At 52.1% G+C, this 16230-nt stretch carries 13 protein-coding genes and 3 tRNA genes; 5 read left to right on the top strand and 11 right to left on the bottom strand.

Annotated elements, in window-relative coordinates; all coding sequences use genetic code 11:
* Nucleotides 1-16 precede the first annotated feature (16 nt).
* Nucleotides 17-286 (bottom strand): hypothetical protein, encoded by a 270-nt coding sequence (locus tag BARVI_RS07815; protein ID WP_025278697.1) that lies wholly within the window; start codon nt 284-286, stop codon nt 17-19.
* A 167-nt stretch (nt 287-453) separates the two neighbouring features.
* Here BARVI_RS07815 and BARVI_RS07810 point away from each other — a divergent pair, with 167 nt between their 5' ends.
* Complete coding sequence (locus tag BARVI_RS07810) at nt 454-1359, top strand: IS982 family transposase (protein WP_025277710.1); 906 nt, start codon at nt 454-456, stop codon at nt 1357-1359.
* Nucleotides 1360-1436: 77 nt separating this feature from the next.
* On the opposite strand, the gene gyrB is transcribed toward BARVI_RS07810, so the two are convergent.
* The 8 genes from gyrB to BARVI_RS07770 form a co-directional block, all read right to left on the bottom strand.
* Nucleotides 1437-3392: a DNA topoisomerase (ATP-hydrolyzing) subunit B gene (gene gyrB / locus BARVI_RS07805; protein WP_025278696.1), complete on the bottom strand. Its 1956-nt coding sequence runs from the start codon at nt 3390-3392 to the stop codon at nt 1437-1439.
* A gap of 349 nt (nt 3393-3741) precedes the next feature.
* The gene (locus BARVI_RS12975) at nt 3742-4146 is read right to left on the bottom strand and encodes a DUF4234 domain-containing protein (RefSeq protein ID WP_084547021.1); all 405 of its coding nucleotides are present in this window, start codon (nt 4144-4146) and stop codon (nt 3742-3744) included.
* A 314-nt stretch (nt 4147-4460) separates the two neighbouring features.
* Nucleotides 4461-4532: transfer RNA gene (locus BARVI_RS07795), tRNA-Glu, on the bottom strand.
* A gap of 60 nt (nt 4533-4592) precedes the next feature.
* Nucleotides 4593-4844, bottom strand: coding sequence for a 30S ribosomal protein S20 (gene rpsT, locus BARVI_RS07790; protein WP_008862907.1), 252 nt, complete (start codon nt 4842-4844; stop codon nt 4593-4595).
* A gap of 35 nt (nt 4845-4879) precedes the next feature.
* A tRNA-Glu gene (locus BARVI_RS07785) sits at nt 4880-4951 on the bottom strand.
* A 239-nt stretch (nt 4952-5190) separates the two neighbouring features.
* Entirely contained in the window at nt 5191-6369 is a 1179-nt protein-coding gene (locus BARVI_RS07780; protein WP_025278694.1) for an aldo/keto reductase, read from the bottom strand.
* A 13-nt stretch (nt 6370-6382) separates the two neighbouring features.
* On the bottom strand, nt 6383-7135 hold the full coding sequence (locus BARVI_RS07775; protein ID WP_025278693.1) for an SDR family NAD(P)-dependent oxidoreductase: 753 nt from the start codon (nt 7133-7135) through the stop codon (nt 6383-6385).
* Nucleotides 7136-7222: 87 nt separating this feature from the next.
* Entirely contained in the window at nt 7223-8041 is an 819-nt protein-coding gene (locus tag BARVI_RS07770; RefSeq protein ID WP_025278692.1) for an AraC family transcriptional regulator, read from the bottom strand.
* Nucleotides 8042-8208: 167 nt separating this feature from the next.
* Between BARVI_RS07770 and recO the strand changes: the two genes are divergently transcribed.
* Together recO and BARVI_RS07760 are read left to right on the top strand one after the other, a co-directional pair.
* Nucleotides 8209-8934 carry a DNA repair protein RecO gene (recO, locus tag BARVI_RS07765; protein ID WP_025278691.1) on the top strand — a complete coding sequence of 242 codons (726 nt, stop codon included), beginning with the start codon at nt 8209-8211 and terminating at the stop codon, nt 8932-8934.
* Between the two features lie 55 nt (nt 8935-8989).
* Nucleotides 8990-9061: transfer RNA gene (locus tag BARVI_RS07760), tRNA-Arg, on the top strand.
* A 152-nt stretch (nt 9062-9213) separates the two neighbouring features.
* Here BARVI_RS07760 and secDF read toward each other — a convergent pair.
* Nucleotides 9214-12213, bottom strand: coding sequence for a protein translocase subunit SecDF (secDF, locus tag BARVI_RS07755; protein ID WP_025278690.1), 3000 nt, complete (start codon nt 12211-12213; stop codon nt 9214-9216).
* A 342-nt stretch (nt 12214-12555) separates the two neighbouring features.
* Here secDF and BARVI_RS07750 point away from each other — a divergent pair, with 342 nt between their 5' ends.
* Both BARVI_RS07750 and BARVI_RS07745 read left to right on the top strand, forming a co-directional pair.
* Nucleotides 12556-14430: an Ig-like domain-containing domain gene (locus tag BARVI_RS07750; protein ID WP_025278689.1), complete on the top strand. Its 1875-nt coding sequence runs from the start codon at nt 12556-12558 to the stop codon at nt 14428-14430.
* Between the two features lie 23 nt (nt 14431-14453).
* A complete protein-coding gene (locus BARVI_RS07745) occupies nt 14454-15257 on the top strand; it encodes a DUF3108 domain-containing protein (protein ID WP_025278688.1) in 804 nt (267 codons plus the stop codon).
* Here BARVI_RS07745 and BARVI_RS07740 read toward each other — a convergent pair.
* A complete protein-coding gene (locus tag BARVI_RS07740) occupies nt 15242-16186 on the bottom strand; it encodes a helix-turn-helix transcriptional regulator (RefSeq protein WP_025278687.1) in 945 nt (314 codons plus the stop codon). The two genes, BARVI_RS07745 and BARVI_RS07740, sit on opposite strands and share 16 nt — an antisense overlap.
* Between the last annotated feature and the right edge of the window lie 44 nt (nt 16187-16230).

Raw genomic sequence — 16230 nt, 5'->3', positions numbered from 1 at the left:
CCCCGGGCCCTGCCTGTCAGAAGAGCGACAGCACCCCGAAGGCCATACCCAGATAGAGGAAGAGAGTGATAACCGACCAGGCGAAACGGGCCTTGACAAACGGTTCGCCGGTCGACTTGCAGCGGGCGGGATAGCGCAGGATTCCGGCCACGGGCCCCACGAAACAGACAGCCATGGCCGTTTGCAGCCAGGTCAGGTCGAAATAGACGCCGACCAAAAACAGCACGAAAATGAAAAAGGCCACCAACTCCATGTAGCCGAGACTGTTCAACGCTTTCCGTTCCATCGCGTTTCTTCTGGGTTTAAGGCGGGGCATACCCCCGGCCGGGTTTTACACGCTATTTAACGTGAGTTCGATATAAAGATTGAAATTATCAGTTTGAAAATTAGGAACATAGCGATAAAAGCATTAAATTTATAGTGCTCAATTATAACATTTAAGCGACTACCACTATGTTCTCAGAGGCTAAAGTTACGGAGATTTTTTGTATGGCGGATGATTTTTGCAAGGAATTTGCCAAAACACAGGAAAAATATATGGTTGAAGACAAGAATCATAAGCATCGGAATAAGCCGAACCGGATGAGTGATGCGGAAATCATGGTCATCCTAGTCCTGTTCCACTCGGGAGGCTTCAGATGTTTCAAGCATTACTACAAAGAATATGTATGCAAACATCTGACGCATCTCTTTCCCAGACGTGTGTCCTATAACCGTTTTGTAGAACTGGAAAAGGAAGTCCTGCTGCAGCTGACCATTTTCATCAAGGAAGTCCTGTTGGGTACTTGTACCGGTATCAGCTTTGTGGATTCCACACCGCTGCGTGTATGCCGAAACCAACGCATATTGATTCACAAGACTTTTAAGGGTCTCGCCGAACGTGGAAAATGCTCCATGGGATGGTTCTTCGGGTTTAAGCTTCACCTGATCATCAACGATAAGGGTGAAATTCTCAATTTCATGTTTACTCCGGGAAATGTGGATGACCGTGAACCGCTGAAACAGACAAAGTTCCTGAAGAACATCAAGGGCAAACTGTGTGCGGACAAGGGGTATATCGGGCAAACCTTGTTCGAGAACCTATTTCTTAACGGCATACAGTTGATAACCAAAGTGAAGAACAACATGAAGAACTCCCTGATGAGCATAGCGGACAAAATCCTGCTGAGAAAACGTGCTTTGATTGAAACAGTCAATGACGAGTTAAAGAACATCGCCCAGATTGAACACTCCAGACACCGTTCCTTCAATAACTTTATTGCCAACTCGCTCTCTGCCATAGCTGCATACTGCTTCTTTGAAAAGAAGCCCGCCATTGACGTACGTTTTGTCAAAGACGGACAACTCACGATGTTTTAATTTATATCGAACTCACGTTATTTAAACAACGTCAGCCCGATAGGAGACCGGGCTGACTGGGATATTTTCATGCTGTATCAAGCATCGATATTGGCATAGGTGGCATTGGCCTCGATGAACTCGCGACGCGGACCTACGTCCTCGCCCATGAGCATCGAGAAGATGCGGTCGGCCTCGGCCGCATTGTCGATGGTCACCTGTTTGAGAATACGGTTCTCGGGGTCCATCGTGGTCTCCCACAACTGATGGGGGTTCATCTCACCCAAACCTTTGTACCGCTGGGTCTCCATCAACTGCTCGTTGCCGTCGCAGTATTTCACGCAGAACTGGTCTTTCTGCTGGTCGGTCCAGCAATACTCTTCGGCTTTGCCCCGCTTGCTCTTGCACTTGTAGAGCGGCGGCGTGGCCAGATAGACGTAGCCCTGCTCGAGCAGCGGACGCATGCGGCGGAAGAAGAAGGTGAGCAACAGGGTGGCGATGTGGGCACCGTCGACATCGGCATCGGTCATGATGATGATCTTGTGGTAGCGCAACTTCTCGATATTGGCCTCCTTGGAATCTTCGGCCGTACCGATGGTGACACCCAAAGCCTTGAACATGTTACTGATTTCCTGGCTCTCGAAGACCTTGTGGTCCATGGCCTTCTCGACATTCAGAATCTTACCGCGCAACGGCAGAATGGCCTGGAACATACGGTCGCGACCCTGCTTGGCCGAACCACCGGCCGAATCACCCTCGACAAGGAAGATTTCGCACTCCTCGGGGTTGCGCGACGAACAGTCGGCCAACTTGCCGGGAAGTCCGCCTCCCGAGAGGGGCGACTTGCGTTGTACCAGCTCCCGAGCCTTGCGGGCGGCATGGCGGGCCGTAGCGGCGATAATCACCTTCTCGACAATGGCTTTGGCCTGAGCGGGGTGCTCTTCGAGGTAGTTGGCCAACGCTTCGCTCACGGCGGTATCGACGGCACCGATTACCTCGCTGTTACCCAGCTTGGTCTTGGTCTGCCCCTCGAACTGGGGCTCCATCACCTTCACCGAGATAACGGCGGTGAGGCCTTCGCGGAAGTCGTCGCTGCTGATTTCGACCTTCACCTTGTCGAGCATCTTGGAGTCCTCGGCATATTTTTTCAACGTGCGGGTCAAACCACGACGGAAACCGGTGAGGTGCGTACCGCCCTCGATGGTGTTGATATTGTTTACATAGGAATAGACATTCTCGTTGTAGGTCGTGTTGTAGGTCATGGCGACCTCGACGGGTACTCCCTGACGCTCGGTCGAGATGTGTATCACGTCGTCGATCAGGTGCTCCTTGTTGGAGTCAATGTAGCGAACAAACTCCATCAGACCGTCTTTCGAGAAGAAGACGTCTTTGCGGGGCTCGCCGTTCTCGTTCTTCACCCGAAGGTCGGTAAGCGTAAGCGTGATGCCGGCATTCAGGAAGGCCAGGTCGCGCAACCGATGGGCCAGAATATCGTAGTCGTAAACGGTCGTCGTGAAGATAGAGGGATCAGGGTGGAAGATGATGGTCGTACCCGTCTCATTGGTTTCGCCTATTACTTCGACGCCGTGCAGCGGTTTTCCATAGGCAAACTCCTGCATGTACACCTTGCCGTCGCGGCGAATCTCGGCACGCAGATAGGTCGACAGGGCATTCACACACGACACACCTACACCGTGCAGACCGCCCGACACTTTGTAAGAGCCTTTATCAAATTTACCACCGGCGTGCAGCACCGTAAGTACCACTTCGAGAGCCGACTTGTGCTCCTTCTCGTGCATGTCGACCGGGATACCCCGACCGTTGTCGACAACCTTTATCGAGTTGTCTTCGTTGATATATACCTCGATGTGAGAGGCATAACCGGCCATGGCCTCGTCGATTGAGTTGTCGACTACCTCATATACCAGGTGATGCAAACCTTTGACGCCAATGTCGCCAATGTACATGGCGGGACGTTTACGAACGGCTTCGAGCCCTTCGAGTACCTGAATACTATCGGCTGAATAAGTTTTGTTTTCTGTTCCTTCTGACATATTATCCAAATCTTTTTGTTTGTATGGGTTGCCTTCCCTCCAACCGGATTGCAGCCCCGGTTTTCTGCGGGGAAATGCTCAGAGAGCGACCCAAAAGGCCGTCTCTCCACGAACAAACAAAAATACACAAAAAAGTTGGAACAGCGAAATATCGAGCCAAGAAATCACACTCCGCAAACCCTGATTTCGGCACGCGGGAACAACAGGCAATCGCCATACGCCCAACCCACTACCCAAGAGACTTCTATCTGAGATTTCAACCGATTCAAGGACTCTTGACCTACAAACACAAAGCACGGGGAAAGAGTATGGTATCTCCCCCCGTGCTTCTCGTAAAGATATGATGTAATTACAAATTATTCAATTCATTATAGGTCTGATTCACGGCATTCTGCAAATAGAGTTGCTTGCAGAAAACAACCAGATACATAATTCCCAGCGTGAGCCAGCCCAACAGGAACAGGGTGAGCAGATAGGTCGAAACCTGCAACCCCTCGGGTTTACCATTCCGAGACAGATACCCGTTGCAACGGTTTATCCACATGCACCACCACACAATGCCATAAATACCCAAGGTAATGACGGTCAGAAGGATATACACCACCAAACCCGAGGTTTTCTTTCCATCGTCCTTGCAAACGAGGTTGGTCTCCTTTGCAAAAGCATGAATTAAATACCATTGATAAAATCCCAACGTAACAATGGTCAACAAGATAGTCAACCAAAAGCCACGATTTGTCGTTAATTTTTCCATATGACAAATTTAAAATAATTAAGCCCCACTCTTTCGACTTCGCGAGTGTCTTGTCCCCTTTTACACAGTTATGGCTCTGCTTGTTTTTGATTAGTTATAATGTTACGAATTCAATCTGTCCCCACCATCAATGGTGTTAATTCACAAGTGCAACAATAAATATTGTTTCACTTTTGCAAAAATAGTCAAAAGTCATTAACAGCCAAATTTATTCCCGACATAATTAAAAAAAATATTTCGTCCCCTTTTTTCCATTACGATCAAATATCAGCATACAAAAAAGGTGCGACAGTTATTCCTGTCGCACCTTCGAGTAGCCCATAGGAGAATCGAACTCCTCTTTCAAGAATGAAAATCTTGCGTCCTAGCCGATAGACGAATGGGCCGTACCTGTGACCTGCGGAGCGTTTTTCACCACCCCTGCCGATATTTCAATCTCTACGAAATTACAGTTTGTTGACGTGAAGAGCCAGTTTCGATTTCAAGTTGGCAGCTTTGTTTTTGTGGATCACATTTTTCTTAGCCAGCTTGTCCAACATCGAGCTCACTTTTACATACAAAGCGGCGGCCTCTTCTTTCACAGTAGTAGCGCGCAATTTACGAACGGCGTTACGAGCAGTTTTTGCGTAGTAACGGTTACGCAAATTTCTCACTTGTGTTTGTCTGATTCTTTTTTCCGACGATTTATGATTTGCCATCTCAATAGTCTCCTAATTATTTTATTTTTAATTCGTAGCCCATAGGAGAATCGAACTCCTCTTTCAAGAATGAAAATCTTGCGTCCTAGCCGATAGACGAATGGGCCCTTGATAAAAATGCGCCTTAGATATATAAAGTAAGGCGCCCTTTCCAAATGCGAGTGCAAATATAGAGCGGTTTTTTGAATTGGCAAAATTTTTCCCTAAAAATCTTTCATTTACCCCTTTCTGAGCCTTATTTCGAGTAACCTCTGCCCCGGGAACATATCCCCGACCGGTCATGCCCAGGACAAGAGGTAACTACAAAACGAGGAGCCGTTAAGCAGGTAGGCTGCTGCCAGCGACCTCAAAAACCGACTTGCCTTTGCTGCTCGGCATTGTAGTGGTCACCCACCACAGGGATTGCCGCCACGGCTGCTTCGAGAGCCTGCCAGTCGGCTGCCGGGAGTGAAAAATCCAACGTACGCATGTTCTCTTCGAGGTGCGACAGCTTCGTCGTGCCCGGTATCGGGACTATCCACGGCACCTGGTGCAACAGCCACCCCAGCGCCACCTGCGCCGAGGTCATGCCGCGGGTGCGGCCGAATTCCTGCAACACATTGACAATGCGCAGATTGGCCCGAATTGCTTCGGGCTGAAAACGGGGGAGCGTTGGTCTATTGTCATTATGCTCATCGAAAACGGTATACTCGTTGATGCAACCTCCCAGGAATCCCCGGTTCATGGGGCTGTAAGGCACAAACCCGATACCCAGTTCGCCGCAAGTATCCAACACTCCGTTCTCCTCGACAGCCCGGTGCATGAGGTGATATTCGCTCTGCACAGCGGTGAGCGGCTGCACGGCATGTGCCTTGCGAATGGTCTCGGCACCAACCTCGCACAAACCCCACCGAAGTACCTTGCCCTCACGGATCAAATCGCCGAGTGTCCCCGCCACCTCTTCGACAGGTACTTGCGGGTCAAATCGATGTTGATAGAAGAGGGGTATTGCGTCGATACGCAACCGTCGCAACGACTCTTCGCAATAGCGGCGAATCGTAGCCGGCCGGCTGTCTTGCCGGCCGGTTGCCCTACCGTCGACGACTTCGTGACCAAACTTGGTCGTGACACAAATGTGGTCGCCGAATGCCGAAAGAGCCTCACCGGCCAATCGCTCGTTGCTCCACGGCCCGTAAATAATTGCGGTATCGAAGAGGGTAACCCCGCGCTCGACCGCCTCGTGCAACAGGGCAATACACTCGCGCTTCCCGGGGTGTTGGCTGCGGTTGTAGGTCATACCCATCACCCCGAATCCAAGGGCCGAAACCTCCATGGCGGCCGCCCCGCTACCTAACACCCGTCGGGCCGTTATGACGACACCCCGGGCTGCCGGAGTCTGGTTGCCGGTCGACTTGCTTGCTGCCGGAGTATTACCTCCCCACACGCGATTCAATCCCGAGGGTAGCGCCAGTGCTGCCCCTGCCACAGCCGCCTGCTTGAAAAAGCGACGGCGGCTCAACGATTGATTCCGATTCTCATTTTTCATCACAACCTCTCTCTTAATGAATCGAAAATGCACCGTCGACCAGCAACGCATGCCCGTCGACAAAACTGGCTTCACTGGAACAGAGCCACAGCACGGCATGGGCTATCTCCTCGGGGCGCCCCATGCGGCCGGCCGGAATGTCGCGCACCAGTTCTTGTTCCAAAGCAGGATTCCGGCGCAACAGCTCGTCGGCCATGGGGGTTCTGATGACACCGGGACACACGGCATTGATGCGTATTCCCCGGGCGGCATAGTCGATGGCCGCCGTGCGGGTGAGACCTATCACCGCATGTTTGCAGGCAATATAGGCCGCCTGCCCGGGAAATCCCGTAACACCACCTTGCGACGAGGTGTTGACAATCGCACCACCTCCTTGTTTGAGCATCTGGCGTATTTCATAACGCATGCAGTTCCACACGCCTTTCAAATCGACGGCCACCGTGCGGTCAAACTCCTCGTCGGTAATCTCGGCCATGGGCCGTTGCGGAGTCTGTATCCCGGCATTGTTATGTGCCGCATCGAGTCGGCCATAGGTAGCCACAATCCACTCGACCATCGCCTCTACTGCACGAGTATCTGAAACATCACAGCAATAGGGCACAGCCGCATAACCAGCCTGAACCAACCGGGCAGCCTGGTCAACAGGCTCGTGAATATCGGCCATGACTACAACAGCTCCCGCACAGGCAAACGCCTCGGCACAAGCCAGCCCGATACCGGCAGCCGCCCCGGTAACCAACACTACTTTTCCTTGCATCGTTTCCATAATAACTTTGATTTGGTGTTATGCAAAGATAAAAATCGAGCCTTGCAGCGGGTTTGTTGCAAGGCTCAATCTATTTGACTGAGAAGCTCACTTTGCCGATGGTGGGACTCCGTAAACCTCTTTATAGGCTCTGGAAAAGTGGGCCAGATTCTTGAAGCCCACCTCGTAGCAGACGTCGGTAATGCGATGGTTCCCGCCCTGAATCAGGTCGTGGGCGGCGGCCAGCCGCCGACGGATAATCCACTTTTGTGGAGTGAGATCGCTCACCTTGGCAAAATCGCGCTTGAAGGTAGCCAGGCTGCGCCCCGTGTAGCTGGCAATCTCGCTCAACGAAAGGTCAAACATGTAGTTTTCGTTCAGATAATCGAGGATATCGATTTTCCACGGCTCGACAAAATCGAACAGCGTGGCATACAGACTGCTGTCGGTGTGCAGCAGTACATACACACCCTCGATCATTTTCAGTTTCAGAATCTCCTCCGAGGGTTTCTCCTCCGCTTCAAAATAGGGGATAACCGACTCGAACAGCGAGCGCACATCGGCCCGATCGCGTGGCAACAACCACAGACTTGTCTTCTCCTGGCGACTCTCGGCGGGAATCTCCTTGGGGTCTAACCGCTGCTGATAAAACTCCCTGAGAAAAGCCTTTGAGAATCTCAAAGTAATCGAGTGATAAGGCTCGTCACCTACGATGCGCTTTTGCAGCCACATGCGGTTATCACGACGCATAAAGGCGCAATCGCCGGCACGCAGCACGGTACGTCGTCCCCGTTCCTCGATCTCCAACTCCCCCGAGCGCAGATAGATGAGCGTGTGATCTCGGTTTTCATGGGCACAACCGCGGTCATCGGTAAAATAACTCGCAATAAGCACATTCGAGCAATCAAAAACTTCCAACCGTTCCATACCATTTCTTTACGTTTCCGTTACAAATATAAGCCCTTATTCCAGAGACCCCTTTGCTGTGAGGCTCTTTTATCATTTTGCTACAAAAACTGTGGGAAAAACCTGAGGTTTGGGGTTATCTACTTTACCTGAAAAAAGCTATTTTTGCAGGAAAACTTTACGATTCGATGCTGCAAAAAACATTAGGTATCGTCTTACACCTCATTCCCTATAACGACAAGGTGGCCGTGGCACACCTCTACACCCGCGAGTATGGGCGCACCTCTTTTCTGTTCCCTCAGGGAAACGGTAGGAAGGCTCGCATGTACCGTCCGCTCTTCATGCCCTTCTCGATTCTCGAACTAGACATCGACTACCGCAACACCCGCGAGATTCAGAAGATTGTCGAGGCCCGCACCGTGCTCCCCCTGCAAAACATCTATACCGACCCGGTGAAAAATGCCGAAACGCTGTTTCTGGCCGAGATGCTGGGACAGACACTCAAAGAGCCCGAACCCAATCCGCAGCTCTTCGCCTTTGTGGCACAGGCCATTCAGGTACTCAACCTCATCGACGAGGGGAAGGCCAACTTTCACCTCTGCTTCCTGCTACAACTGTGCAGTTTCCTGGGGTTCAGTCCCAACATGGAGAGTTACCGCCCGGGCTACTGCTTCGACATGCTCAACGGGATATTTACCTCGACCCGCCCGCTGCATGCCTATGTGCTCGCTCCGCGCGAAGCCGAAATCTTCGCCCAGCTCACCCGCATGGATTTCAACAACCTGCGCTACTTCCACTTCAACCGGGGCGAACGCAACGCCGTGCTCGACCGCATACTCACCTACTACCGCCTGCACCAGCCCGGCATTGGCGAACTGCGCTCGCCCGAAATATTGAAAGCCCTCTTCGACTAATCTCGCGCCAGGGGTTGACGAATACAAATATTTGTACTACTTTTGTCGGCTGAACGCCCTTGTAGTTCAATGGATAGAACGGAAGTTTCCTAAACTTTAAATCCGAGTTCGATTCTCGGCGGGGGTACAAAAAGGGCTGAACCGGTATATCGGTTCAGCCCTTTTTGTCGTGACGACCAAGCCAAGGCTCCCTCCACGAAGAACGCCCTGCCCGGCAGGGAGACAAAAAAAGGAATCCGAAAATTCGGATTCCTTTTTTTGTTATCTGAAACGCCTCTCTTATTTGGCAGCGGCAGCCTCCTTGGCAGCTTTCTTGGCCAAACCACGACGCTGTATTTCATAAGCGATGGGCGTAGCCACGAACAAGGTCGAGAACGTACCGATGATTACACCGAACAGCATGGCAAATGCAAAGCTACGAACCGACTCAGCACCCAACAAGAGGATACACAGCAACACGATAATCGTACTTTGTCCCGTATTGATTGTACGAGGCAACGTACTGTTCAAGGCGCTATTAATCGACGTTACCAAATCGCGCTTGGGATAGAGCGTTTTTTCCTCGCGAATACGGTCGAAGATTACCACCGTATCGTTCACCGAGTAACCGATAACCGTCAATACCGCAGCGACAAAGTTCTGATCGATTTCCATCGAGAAGGGCAAAACTCCATAAAGCAGCGAGTACAAGCCCACTACCGAGAAAGTGGTAAAGGCTACCGAAACCAGCGTACCCGCACTGAACGCGATGTTGCGGAATCGGAGCAAGATATACAGAGCCATCGCAATCAACGAGAAAAAGACTGCCCAATAGGCTCCCACCTTAATATCGTCGGCAATAGTCGGGCCTACCTTCTGGCGGCTCTGAATCATATTCTCGGAAAACTCTTCGTAGGTAGTATCGCCCAGCAGGCTCTTCATACCCTCGTAGAGTTTTGTTTCGATTTCACGGTCAACCTCCTCGCCGTTATCGGCAATACGGTAATTGGTCGAGATACGCACTTGATTGCTGCTCGTGATGGTGATTACCGACAACGAATGCCCTTCGAACGAAGGTTCAAGCATATTTTCGATTTCGAGCGGGCTTACCGGTTGTTCAAATCGAACCACGTAGTTACGGCCTCCCGAGAAATCGATACCTTGATTCATTCCACGAGTGAAGAACGAAACGACAAACACGGCTATTACGGCCAGAATGCAGATATAACCTATCTTGCGCAACCCTACGAAATTGATGTGGGTATCGGTGAGGAAATTACGCGAAATAGCCGTAGTGAAAGTCATATTATTGAATTTCCCGCGGTTCAGACCAGCCTCGAAAATGAGACGGGTGATAAAGATAGCCGTAAAGAACGAAGTAGCGATACCGATAATCAAGGTTGTGGCAAAGCCCAAGATGGGACCCGTTCCATAAATCAGCAGAATCACACCCGTGATGATAGAGGTCAAGTTCGAGTCGAAGATTGCCGAGAATGCATTCTTGTAACCATCGGCAACCGCCGATTTCATATTCTTACCCGCACGCAATTCTTCTTTGGTACGCTCGAAAATCAGCACGTTGGCATCGACCGCCATAGCCAAAGACAACACGATACCGGCAATACCCGAAAGGGTGAGCACGGCTTGCAGCGAGGCAAGAATACCCACAGTGAAGAAAAGGTTGCATATCACACCGAAGCTGGCAATAAGGCCCGGCGTCCAGCCGTACATGATAATCAAATAGGCCATCAGCAGCACCAAAGCGACCAAGAACGAAATCAATCCGTTTTGAATAGCCTCCTGGCCCAGCGAAGGACCGATGATGTCTTCTTGTACAATCGTTACAGAAGCTGCCATCTTACCCGATTTGAGCACATTGGCCAAGTCTTTGGCCTCTTCGGGAGAGAATCCGCCGGTAATCTGCGAGCTACCGCCCGTGATGGCTTGGTTCACATTGGGGAACGAATATACCTGGTTATCGAGCACGATGGCAATGGCGTTACCGATGTTGTCGCGGGTCAGTTTCTCCCACGTCTTGGCACCCTCGGCATTCATGGTCATGCTCACGACAGAACCTTGCAGTTTGTCGAAATCGTCACGAGCGTCGGTAATCACATCGCCACCCAGCGGGGCTTTGCCACCCTTGCCGGCCTTCAAGGCGATGAGCTGGTACATGGTCTGTTTCTCGTCGATGGGTTTCACCGTCCAGCGCAGGATAAGGTCGCTGGGCAGGATGTCGCGGGCAATCTTGCTCGACAACATGCTGTTTACGGCAGCCGTATCGTTTTTGTTCACAATACCGATTACCGGCGAACCGCCGTAGGCTTGTGTATAGTTCATCAGCGAAAGCAACGGATTCTGTTTGCGGAAACGAGCCATCATTTCGGCATCCGACTCCTCTTTCTGCAGTTTGGCTTTCAGCGACTGAGCGGTGCTGTCGCCCGTAGCGGCAGCGGCAGTAGCCGTCGTGTCGGTTGCAGCCGGTGCAGGTTCGGTAACGGGAGTCTCGGCAGCTACCGAGTCGGTAGCCTGGCTGGCATTGGCAGCAGCCAGAGCGTTGTTTACAGCATCGAGTTTGGCAATGAGCTGGTCGAGCTTATAAGTTTCCCAAAACTCGAGGTTTGCGCTACCTTGCAACAATTTTCTCACACGTTCGGGCTCTTTGATACCCGGCAATTCTATCGAGATAAGACCGTCTTTCTCCAACTTTTGGATATTGGGAGCAACCACGCCGAAGCGGTCGATACGCGTGCGCAATACATTATACGAGTTGTCTACCGCGCTGTTCAATTCGTTGCGCAAAACGGCAATTACCTCTTCGTTGGTCGAACGGGGCGTTATCTTATCTTTTAATTGGAAAGTACTGAAAATAGCCGACAATCGCACATTGGGATCGATTTTTCTGTATTCGTCGTAGAACGAAGCGATAAAATCGTTGTTCCCGGCTTGTGCAGCCTGTGCGGCAGCAATAGCCGCATTGAAATTGGGGTCGGGGTTGTTATTCGACAACGATTTGAGCACATCGGCCACCGAAATTTGCAGCATTACATTCATACCGCCTTTCAAGTCGAGGCCCAAACCTATTTCCATTTCACGGCATTGCTGATACGTATAATACCACCAAGACACCTTTTCCGTAGAGATAGAGTCGATATAATGTTTATACTTCGCCTCATCGCCGGCTGCATACTCTTTCGCTTTATTGTTGTAAATAGCTGTTACAACCGAAAACGAAATGTAAAACAAGCAGATAAGTGTAAGCAAAACCGCAATGACTCTAATAAATCCTTTGTTTTGCATGTGATTAGTACTTTATTTTTTTGTTTTAATTGATTTTCGTATTTTTATCAAGGTGCAAAGATATATTATTTTTTCACAGATGCCCAAAATTATTCGATTTATTTATTATTAGCGGTATTTTAGGGCATTAAAGGAAATAAGCGAAAGTTCTCGCATTTTTTTGTTGTATCTTTGCATAACGGTGCATGAGTTGTTCACGGCGCCTGCCAAGGGCCGGGCCGTAACGCGGGCGAGCAACCGCCCCGTTCTTTCGCTCCCGACCGTAGCGGCCACGCGGGCAGAACGATACCTGTTGGTTTCTACCGCCGTTTGCACTATCTTTATACCCGAAATTATGGAATCATGAACTCGAAACAACCCCATTCCAACACCATAGCCTACCGGCTCGCGGCTGCCTTGATTCTGGCGCTGTCGATATACTCCTGCGCCAATATGTCGAGGCCCGGCGGTGGACCCTACGATGTAACTCCCCCCAAGTTTGTCAAGAGTACCCCGGCTCCCGGTGAGCTGAACGTGTCGAAACAACGGGTCGAAATCGAATTCGACGAAATCATTCAGGTCGAGAGCCCCGGCGAGAAGGTGGTCGTATCGCCTCCGCAAAAGGATATGCCCGAGATTCGGGCCACGGGCCGCAAGGTGAGCATACTGCTCAAAGATTCGTTACTGCCCAATACCACCTACACCATCGACTTTTCCAACGCCATTGTCGACAACAACGAGAAAAACCCGTTGTATAACTTTGCCTATGCCTTCTCGACAGGGCCCAAAATCGACACGTTGCAGGTGTCGGGTATCCTGCTCAATGCCAGTGACCTGGAACCGATAACCGGCATGATGGTGGGACTGCACAGCAACCTTGACGACTCGGCTTTCCAAAAGTTGCCTTTGGAGCGCATTGCCAGCTCCGACGAACGGGGACACTTCACCATTCGCAACGTCGCACCCGGAAAATACCGCCTCTTTGCACTCAAAGACCTTAACCGCGACTACCGGTTTGACAACCCCTCGGAGGAGATTGCCTTCTTCGACTCCATCGTGGTGCCCACGGCCGATGTCAAACTGCATGTCGACACCCTGTGGAAAGACAGCGTCACCATCGACACCATCATCGAGTACAACCACACGCACTTCTATCCCAACGACATTCTGCTCACCTCGTTCAACGAGGGATTCCAGTCGCAATACCTCGACAAGGAGGAGCGCACCGACCGCCGCAAAATCAGCCTCTATTTCAAGGCTCCGGCCGATTCGCTGCCCCGGCTGAAACCGCTCAACTTCGAGGGCGACGACTGGGCGATTCTCGAACGGTCGGTCCACAACGATACCCTGCACTACTGGATCAAGGACTCGCTTATCTACAACATGGACACGCTGCTCTTTGCCGCCGAATACCTGCGCACCGACTCCCTGCGCCAACTGTCGCCCTACAACGACACCCTCAAATTTATCATGAGGAAACGTGTCAACAAATCGACGCCCAAGAAGGAGAAGAAGAAAGAGACCGACTCCATCGAGGCTCCCGAAATCAAGTTCCTGCAAATGACACCCAAGGCGAGCGGTAAACTCGACGTTTACAAATCGCTCGAATACACCTTTGCCGAACCGATCCAAAGCTACGACCGCTCCAAGATTCACCTTGAACAGAAGCGCGACACGCTATGGATTCCGATAGCCGACTCGCTGTTCAACTTCCAGCAAGACACCCTGGCCTTGCGCAACTACAAGCTCTCCTACAAATGGGCTCCGGGCGAGACCTACCGCGTGACGATGGACTCCATCGCCTTTACCAATATCTACGGGCTCTTTACCGACGACTATACCCAGGAGTTCACGGTCAAGGCGCTCGAAGAGTACTCCAACCTCTATCTGGCCATTACCGGGCCTACCGGCCCGGCTGTCGTCGAAATTCTCGACTCGAACGACAAACCTATCCGGTCGGCCCCGGTCGTCGACGGCGGGGCGGAGTTCATGTATCTCAACCCGGGCACCTACTATGCCCGTCTCTACATCGACCGCAACGAGAACGGCCAATACGATACCGGCAACTATGCCGAGAAACGTCAACCCGAAGAGGTGTCGTACTATCCTCAGGCCCTGGAACTGAAAGCCAACTGGGACGTTGAGCAGGATTGGGACATCTATGAAACGCCGGTCGATAAGCAAAAACCCGACAAGATCAAGAAAAACAAACCCAAACAGAAAGTCCGAAGATTCTGACTTCGCTAAAAACAGTTGATCCTATGCGTCACCTGTCTCTCATTTCTACCGCAACGACCCTGCGCAACCTGGTGCTGGCCGTCGCTCTACTCATCGGGAGTCTGCTCCCGGCAGCGACTTTACGGGCTCAAAATCTGCCGGGTGTACAGAACGAACGGCTCTCCTACGACATTATCTACCAACTGGGATTCCTCTGGAAACGGGCGGCTACCGCCACCCTGCAACTGACCGTCCGCCCCAACAGCTACCACTCGGTACTGACCGCACGCACCCTCCCCTTTGCCGACAACATATTCCGGGTGCGCGACACGCTCGTGGCCGACATGCACCGCAACCGAGCCCTCACGCCCATCTACTATGCCAAACTGGCCGACGAGGACCATACGTACCGCAAGGACGAGGTACACTACCTTTACAACGGCACGGCGACTACCGGCCAGATACGACTCTATCGGCCCAAGCGGAATGTGGTCGAGGATTACACCCTCACCGAACCCGGCTTCGTGTACGACATGCTCAGTGTCTTTTACGTCATTCGCGCCTTCGATTTCCGGGCAATGCACATGAACCAGCTTTATAAAACCAAAATCTTTTCGGGGAAGAGCCTCGAATACCTCCACATCGAATACCTGGGACAAGAGATTCTCAAACAGAACAAAAAGGAGTACAATACCTTCAAGGTGCGGCTCCATTTCTACAACTCGGCGGGCAAGAAGACCAGCGACAACATCTCGGCCTGGATCGGTACCGACTCCCGACGCATTCCGCTCAAAGTGGAGGGCAAGCTGGCTCTGGGATCGATGAAGGCAGTCTATACCGGCGATTGAGCCGACGACCCTCCCGGGGTGGTACCCGACGGCCCGTAATGCGACAGACTCTCGGCCAACCGCGCCGCCACCGCCTCGCGCAACGACCGGGGGGCCAGCACCTCGGCCTGCCAGAATCCCAACGCATAAATCTCCTGTACCAGATCGGGGGTAATCTTCACCCGGTAGCGGAATATCGAGTGGCTGTCGCTCCGCTCGCTCTCCACCTGACTCTCGTGCAACGGCAGCGTGCGCAGGTAGTTGGCCTGCAAGGCCGGTACCCGCAGCACCACCTCCTCGGCCGCTCCTTCGCCATGGGTAATGCCGAAACAGTCCTGGAAATAGTCGGCCGGGGCAAAACCCTCGGGATAGACAAAGGTGCGGTCGCTCAGTTCGAGCGAGGTGACCCGGTCGAGCGAGTAGGTCTTGATTCTCTGCTCGGTGACATTCAGCCCCACCATGTACCACCGTTGCCGGAAGAGCCGAACAAAATAGGGGGCTACCCACGTGCGGGTGCCCGTCGACCGGCGGAACGACCGGTAGGACAAGGAGACTATCCGGTTCTCTTTCATCGCCTCGAACACGATGCGCAGGAACTGCTGCCCCGAAGGGATATTCTCCAACACGATGCGCTCGCGCAGCTCCTGACTCTCGTCGAGCAGACTGTTGACCGCCAGTGTATTGAGCGCCCACACCCGGGCTCCGCTCCCCTGCAACGCCTCGGGGTCCTCGATGTAGTATTCGTAGGTCGAAGGGTCGCACTCGATGTTGACGTCGAACATCTCCTGTATCGCCTGCCGGTAATTCATGAAGGTGCGCCGTGCCATCGGCCGCCCCCCGGAATACTCGCTGCGCATCCACAGCTCGTCGATTTCGCGCCGGGTGAGCCGACCATATCGCTGCAACATGTCGATAAGCCACACATAGCGGTTGAAAAGTTCCTTTGCCATAGGTCTGTCGTTTTTCTCTTTCTCCCCAAAAATACGAATCCTGC

It is taken from the genome of Barnesiella viscericola DSM 18177, from assembly GCF_000512915.1.
Lineage (GTDB): Bacteria > Bacteroidota > Bacteroidia > Bacteroidales > Barnesiellaceae > Barnesiella > Barnesiella viscericola.
Note: the sequence above shows the minus strand (reverse complement) of the source record. Positions and strands in the feature narration are given on the sequence as shown.

Coding starts and splice junctions, on each gene's coding strand:
- BARVI_RS07810 (WP_025277710.1), top strand. CDS start 454: ATGTTCTCAGAGGCTAAAGTTACGGAGATTTTTTGTATGGCGGATGAT.
- rpsT (WP_008862907.1), bottom strand. CDS start 4,844: ATGGCAAATCATAAATCGTCGGAAAAAAGAATCAGACAAACACAAGTG.
- BARVI_RS12975 (WP_084547021.1), bottom strand. CDS start 4,146: ATGGAAAAATTAACGACAAATCGTGGCTTTTGGTTGACTATCTTGTTG.
- recO (WP_025278691.1), top strand. CDS start 8,209: ATGCTGCAAAAAACATTAGGTATCGTCTTACACCTCATTCCCTATAAC.
- BARVI_RS07780 (WP_025278694.1), bottom strand. CDS start 6,369: ATGAAAAATGAGAATCGGAATCAATCGTTGAGCCGCCGTCGCTTTTTC.
- BARVI_RS07775 (WP_025278693.1), bottom strand. CDS start 7,135: ATGGAAACGATGCAAGGAAAAGTAGTGTTGGTTACCGGGGCGGCTGCC.
- BARVI_RS07770 (WP_025278692.1), bottom strand. CDS start 8,041: ATGGAACGGTTGGAAGTTTTTGATTGCTCGAATGTGCTTATTGCGAGT.
- BARVI_RS07815 (WP_025278697.1), bottom strand. CDS start 286: ATGGAACGGAAAGCGTTGAACAGTCTCGGCTACATGGAGTTGGTGGCC.
- secDF (WP_025278690.1), bottom strand. CDS start 12,213: ATGCAAAACAAAGGATTTATTAGAGTCATTGCGGTTTTGCTTACACTT.
- BARVI_RS07740 (WP_025278687.1), bottom strand. CDS start 16,186: ATGGCAAAGGAACTTTTCAACCGCTATGTGTGGCTTATCGACATGTTG.
- BARVI_RS07745 (WP_025278688.1), top strand. CDS start 14,454: ATGCGTCACCTGTCTCTCATTTCTACCGCAACGACCCTGCGCAACCTG.
- gyrB (WP_025278696.1), bottom strand. CDS start 3,392: ATGTCAGAAGGAACAGAAAACAAAACTTATTCAGCCGATAGTATTCAG.
- BARVI_RS07750 (WP_025278689.1), top strand. CDS start 12,556: ATGAACTCGAAACAACCCCATTCCAACACCATAGCCTACCGGCTCGCG.